At 62.0% G+C, this 4,908-nt stretch carries 8 protein-coding genes; 6 read left to right on the top strand and 2 right to left on the bottom strand.

Features of this window, described 5'->3' with window-relative positions; genetic code table 11:
* Positions 1 to 632: hypothetical protein (locus tag AB7F41_RS17105; RefSeq protein WP_428406719.1), on the bottom strand; the 632-nt coding region annotated here is incomplete at its 3' end.
* A 295-nt stretch (positions 633 to 927) separates the two neighbouring features.
* Positions 928 to 1,203: a hypothetical protein gene (locus AB7F41_RS17100; RefSeq protein WP_428384409.1), complete on the bottom strand. Its 276-nt coding sequence runs from the start codon at positions 1,201 to 1,203 to the stop codon at positions 928 to 930.
* A gap of 332 nt (positions 1,204 to 1,535) precedes the next feature.
* Here AB7F41_RS17100 and AB7F41_RS17095 point away from each other — a divergent pair, with 332 nt between their 5' ends.
* From AB7F41_RS17095 to AB7F41_RS17070, 6 genes are read left to right on the top strand one after another with little or no spacing between them, the layout of a single operon-like run.
* A complete protein-coding gene (locus tag AB7F41_RS17095; RefSeq protein WP_428384411.1) occupies positions 1,536 to 1,886 on the top strand; it encodes a hypothetical protein in 351 nt (116 codons plus the stop codon).
* Entirely contained in the window at positions 1,883 to 2,107 is a 225-nt protein-coding gene (locus AB7F41_RS17090; protein ID WP_428384413.1) for a hypothetical protein, read from the top strand. Before AB7F41_RS17095 ends, AB7F41_RS17090 begins: the two co-directional genes overlap by 4 nt.
* Positions 2,104 to 3,129 (top strand): YqaJ viral recombinase family protein, encoded by a 1,026-nt coding sequence (locus tag AB7F41_RS17085; RefSeq protein ID WP_428384414.1) that lies wholly within the window; start codon positions 2,104 to 2,106, stop codon positions 3,127 to 3,129. Before AB7F41_RS17090 ends, AB7F41_RS17085 begins: the two co-directional genes overlap by 4 nt.
* A complete protein-coding gene (locus AB7F41_RS17080; RefSeq protein WP_428384416.1) occupies positions 3,126 to 4,304 on the top strand; it encodes a recombinase RecT in 1,179 nt (392 codons plus the stop codon). The genes AB7F41_RS17085 and AB7F41_RS17080 overlap by 4 nt, the downstream gene beginning before the upstream one ends.
* Positions 4,301 to 4,585 carry a hypothetical protein gene (locus AB7F41_RS17075; RefSeq protein ID WP_428384418.1) on the top strand — a complete coding sequence of 95 codons (285 nt, stop codon included), beginning with the start codon at positions 4,301 to 4,303 and terminating at the stop codon, positions 4,583 to 4,585. The genes AB7F41_RS17080 and AB7F41_RS17075 overlap by 4 nt, the downstream gene beginning before the upstream one ends.
* Complete coding sequence (locus AB7F41_RS17070) at positions 4,582 to 4,800, top strand: hypothetical protein (RefSeq protein WP_428384420.1); 219 nt, start codon at positions 4,582 to 4,584, stop codon at positions 4,798 to 4,800. The genes AB7F41_RS17075 and AB7F41_RS17070 overlap by 4 nt, the downstream gene beginning before the upstream one ends.
* Positions 4,801 to 4,908: the final 108 nt, after the last annotated feature.

Here is a 4,908-nt window from a genome sequence, read left to right as displayed (position 1 = left end):
TTCGCCTCCTGACAAATCCCGTACGTGTAAATCCCCTGTTTGTCAAATTCAGCTACGATTTGCTTCTTCCCGTTAAGGTTGAAGGGCAAGCTGCTGCCAACACGGCCATATCGTAAGCGAAATTCGAGAAACCCTTCCAAAGCTCCTGGTTTTGGCGGATTAGGTATGCTTATCGGATGATCGTAATACCATCCGATTCCACTCGGAGGGATCTCGAACCTCTTTGAACTATGCTGAGTCACTGGAACGGTTGTTCCTAATCTGGTTCGGATTTCTGTAACTTCAAATTCAAGCGGAAACGAAGCGGCACTTGTTACTCGCGCACCTATCACGATCCCATTGCCTTGAATGTCTCGCGCAACGAGCGCTTGTGAGAATGTAAGTTTTCCTTCCACTCGACGCTTGTCCAACCATTCTCCGAACCACAACAGGCCGCCTGAGGCACCGCCGAAAGCGACACAAGTCGCCATGATGACCCACATCCAAGGCATATTGCCTAGATAGCCTGCGATAAACGTCATTGCGGCCCCCACGAAAGGGAGCACGAACTTAACTGCCGCCGCCGTAGCGCCTTGGATAACTCCTTTCGCGAGCGATCCTCCGAACGAGTCCTTGTCTTTTTTGTTAGCCATTCCGCATCTGCCCATGAGAACATTCTTGGGCACTGTGACTTGCAAATTAAACATACGTCAAGGCTTGCGCTTGCGTGCTAACGAAAGTGCTTAAATGTCGAAAAACCTGCGACAAAGGCTATGATAAAGATCAGTTACTCTGCAGAAGGTTCGCAGTCATCTTTGCTCCCGGCAAGTCCCTGAGGGAGCCATCATGCGGCGGCGCTGTTCCAAAAGCTGTAGCGGTAGGTGACGCGTTAGCCTGTTGGACAACCTGAAAGGGTAGTGGAAGCCCGGATCCTGGGTGTCCGGAACTTCAACCATGCGCTTCGTCCGATGCTGTCGCTATTTGCTCTTCGAGCGTCGCGAGCATCGTCTTCAGGAGGTTCGCGAGCTTTATAGCGTCCTGATGAGGCAACATCACCGCGCTTCGAAAATGTGACGGTTTTCCGGGACGAGGCTCTTCCGCAAAAGCAATTCTTACCCCGCCCGGGCCAACAACGATATAAAATCTGTTCGCCGCCGGGGCTGGACCGGAGAACGCTACTTCGAACTCCGCATCGGAAACAGGTTGGACCTTTGCATCCGCCATGCCACTGACCTCCAATTATTCAGGTCACACGCATAGTCTGAATTAGCGGGATGTTCAAAGACGATACCTTTGCCAGATCCAAGCGCGGCCCTTGCGACCGTGGCTTGAGCCGCTTGTCCGGGCAAAATCATTGTAGATCTTGCATTCATTCCTTCCTTCGAGCGGCAACATCCTTTGCCCACGGCGCGCCCGACGGTCTCTATTTCTCGCCCAACCAGATTTCCGGCCGGAACAACCCGTAAGAAAAGCGGTAATACTACCTCTTAAGGTTGACATAGCGGTAAAAATACCGCATAGCTGCTCTAGGGGCGCTCTGCCTTTGGAGATCGCATATGTCCGACCAATCGCTTTCAGCCCTCGACCGCGCCAAGGAGCGCATCGCCAGAGAGTGCCACGTCGCCGCGCTGATGGCGTTCGACATGGCCGCGCAACGCCTCGTCGACGACAACTGGCTCTATCGCGACACGGCGTCCCGCGCGCTCGGCATCGTGTTCTCCGACGCATTCAAAATGAGCCACGCCGATATTCGCGCCCGCGCCGAGGAGCGCGCAGCCAGCGAACGCAAGCGCATCACGCACTATTCGCATAACCGCCCGCGCTATCTCGCCTGCCTCGAACTCGCGGAAGCGGCGAAGCGCCGTATGGCGAAAGGCGGCGCGCAGGCCGAGGAGATCGCCGCGTGAGAAACAACTCGCTCTCCTGCTTCCACATCTACGGCGCGCCCGAGCTGCGCTTCAACGGAACGAAAGTAACCGTCCACGACAGCGCGGATGGCGAAAGGACGCTCGACGACGCCGACTTCCACATCGAGCCGGAATTCGCCGAGCGCGCGGAGCGAGCCTGCGAAGCCTTCAACGCGATCATGCGCGAGGGCCTCGTCGTGCTTGCGGAGAAGGCGGCATGACGATCGCGACCTTCCCGCAAACCTCGCTTGGCGGCGCCGCTGCGGCCATCTCCGATGTTTTGGTTCCGCCGCAGGGCGTCTCGCGCGTTCCCTGTCCTGATGACGCGACATGGCGCGCGCTGCGCTCGAAAGACATCACAGCGAGTGTCGCCGCCGCGCTCCTCAACGCGCATGAATGGGAGACGCCCTTCGGGCTCTTCGCGGCGAAGTCCGGCGTGATCGAGGCCGATTCCGAAGAGACGGCGCCCATGAAGCGCGGGAGGCTGCTCGAGCCTGTCGCGATCGAACTCCTGCGCGAGGAACATCCCGACTGGACCGTGATCCACAACGCCGGCCCGCAACGCGTCTATTACCGCGACCAGCAGGCGCGCATCGGCGCGACGCCCGACGCGCTCGTGAGCGATCCGGCGCGCGGACTCGGCGCCGTGCAGATCAAGAGCGTCGAGGCGAGCGTCTTCCGCCGCAAATGGATGGTCGACAACACCGGCGACGGGCCGGAGCCGCCGGTGTGGATCGCTGTGCAGGCCATCATCGAGGCGACGCTCATCGGCGCGCAATGGGCGGCGGTCGCGCCGCTCGTCGTCGGGCATGGCGTCGACATGCCGCTGATCGAGATTCCGCTTCACGCCGGCGTCATGTCGCGCCTGCGCGCCGCGGTCAAAGACTTCTGGCGGCGCGTCGCCGAGAACGATCCCTATCCGCCCGACTTCGCGCGTGACGGCGCGCTGATCGCGAACCTTTTCGCCGACGATGACGGCGGCGAGATCGACCTCTCCGGCAACGCGCGCATCGTCGAGATCATGTACGCCCGCGACGAATTGAAGAAGCGCGAGGCCGACGGCGTCGACGCCGCAAAGCAGCGCAAGGTCTACGACGCCGAGATCGTCCATACGCTCGGCAATGCGGCGCGTGGGCGGCTCGCCGACGGTCGCCTGATCGAGGCGAAGACGATCCGTCGCTCGGGCTACACGGTCCAGCCGAGCCAGTACCGCGCCATCCGAGTGAAGGAAGCGAAAGCATGAACGCCGTCGTCAAGAGAACAGAAGTCGATGCTCTCAAGGCGCAGGTCGCCAACAGGGAAGGCGATTTCAAAATGGCGCTGCCGGCGCATCTGCCCGTCGAGCGCTTCATGCGCGTCGTCAATACGGCGGTCACCGGCAATCCCGATCTGCTGAAAGCCGATCGCGCCTCGCTCTTTCAGTCGGCGATGAAGGCCGCGCAGGACGGCTTGCTGCCCGACGGCCGCGACGGCGCCTTGGTGGTCTTTGGGGGCAGGGTGCAATGGATGCCGATGATTGCCGGCATTCTCAAGAAGGTGCGCAACAGCGGCGAGCTTCTCTCGATCAGCGCCTACGTCGCCTATTCGAACGACGAATTCACCTATGAGCTCGGCGACGAAGAAAAGATCATCCATAAGCCCTCGCTCGACGATCGTGGCAGGCCGCGCCTTGCCTACGCCATCGCAAAGACAAAAGACGGCGGAATCTATCGTGAGGTGATGACCGTCGCCGAGGTCGAGAAGGTCCGCGCGGTATCGAAGGCGAAGAACGCCGGTCCCTGGAAGGACTGGTGGGATGAAATGGCCAGGAAAACGGTATTGCGTCGCTTGGCCAAGCGCCTGCCGATGTCGACCGATCTCGACGATCTCGTGCGGCGCGATGACGCCCTGTATGACTTTGATGGCGCACGTGAGCAGGCGCAGGATGAAATCTCGCGCCCTAAGACGCTCGCCGGCCGCCTTGACGCCTTGGCGGAAGCGGATCCCGAGACGGGCGAGGTCATCGAACACGACGCCGGCGAATCGCCGGCGGAAGAAACTGACGCGGGCCAACCCAAGCAACCCGCGCCTCAGGAGGCCGCAGCGGAGGCAGCCGGCGGGAAACCGGGCCCCAACGCCAACGCCAGCGGCGCTGCTGCGGCCGAACCTGACGATGGCACGCGCGTCGGAGACGAACGCTTGCGCGTCGAAGACGAACGCTTGCGCGTCGAAGACGATCGCTCGCGCGCCGCAGGCGATCCCTTCGCCGGAAAGTCGAGCGCGTGGCGCGAGGGTTGGAGCGCCGCCGAGAGGGGCGCGCCCAAGGATCGGCCGCCAGCGCATATCGCCGATGATGACGAGCTTGCCGACTTCCGCGACGGCTTCGAGGCGTGGTGGGCGCAGCATGAGAGCGCCGGCAGGAAGACGCGGGCCAAGTGAACGCGCTTCTCCGCCTTTCCGAGCTCGCTTGCACGATCGGCCGCGCGATCACGCGCGCCGGCGACGGCCTTTTCAACATTGCGACGGGAACGCGCTTTCGCCGCACGGAATGGGATCACGACAATCCCGTCTGGTCGCGGCAGTTTTACGAGGCGTTCGGCGAGCAGGAATACGGCAAATTCCTCGCCGCGCTCTCAAGCGTCCAGTCGCCGGAATTTTTTCGCGCCTATGGCGAGCGCGAGTGGCATCGCCGGCCCCCGAGGCAGGCGACCGAGCGATGAGCCGACGCGTCGCACGTGTCACGCAATGCGACATCGAGCGGGCCCTGCGCGCCGCAACGGCGCAGCGCGCGCGCAGCGGCGACGCGTGGCGGGTCCGCGTCGAGGCTGATGGCGCGATCGTCCTCGAGCCGCAGCCGAAGCTTGAAAGCGGAGGAGAATGGCCGATCGGCGAGTCAGGACCGGCGTTTGGCGAGCGGCGAAGGTTCATGCTTTGATGTCGGCTATGCCACGACAGCGCTGGCCGTTTCTGCAGCGCGCGACGACGCGCCACAAGTAGTCCGTCGGGTATGTCCGTCTTCAGGACGCCGGGCGCAGCCGTGTGC

Origin of the sequence: Methylocystis sp. (assembly GCF_050251305.1) — a bacterium.
Classification (GTDB): domain Bacteria; phylum Pseudomonadota; class Alphaproteobacteria; order Rhizobiales; family Beijerinckiaceae; genus Methylocystis.
This window is presented reverse-complemented; position numbering and strand designations above follow the sequence as displayed.

Excerpts from the sequence above, each read along its gene's own strand:
- AB7F41_RS17100 (WP_428384409.1), bottom strand. The coding sequence starts at position 1,203 with ATGGCGGATGCAAAGGTCCAACCTGTTTCCGATGCGGAGTTCGAAGTA.
- AB7F41_RS17095 (WP_428384411.1), top strand. The coding sequence starts at position 1,536 with ATGTCCGACCAATCGCTTTCAGCCCTCGACCGCGCCAAGGAGCGCATC.
- AB7F41_RS17085 (WP_428384414.1), top strand. The coding sequence starts at position 2,104 with ATGACGATCGCGACCTTCCCGCAAACCTCGCTTGGCGGCGCCGCTGCG.
- AB7F41_RS17080 (WP_428384416.1), top strand. The coding sequence starts at position 3,126 with ATGAACGCCGTCGTCAAGAGAACAGAAGTCGATGCTCTCAAGGCGCAG.
- AB7F41_RS17070 (WP_428384420.1), top strand. The coding sequence starts at position 4,582 with ATGAGCCGACGCGTCGCACGTGTCACGCAATGCGACATCGAGCGGGCC.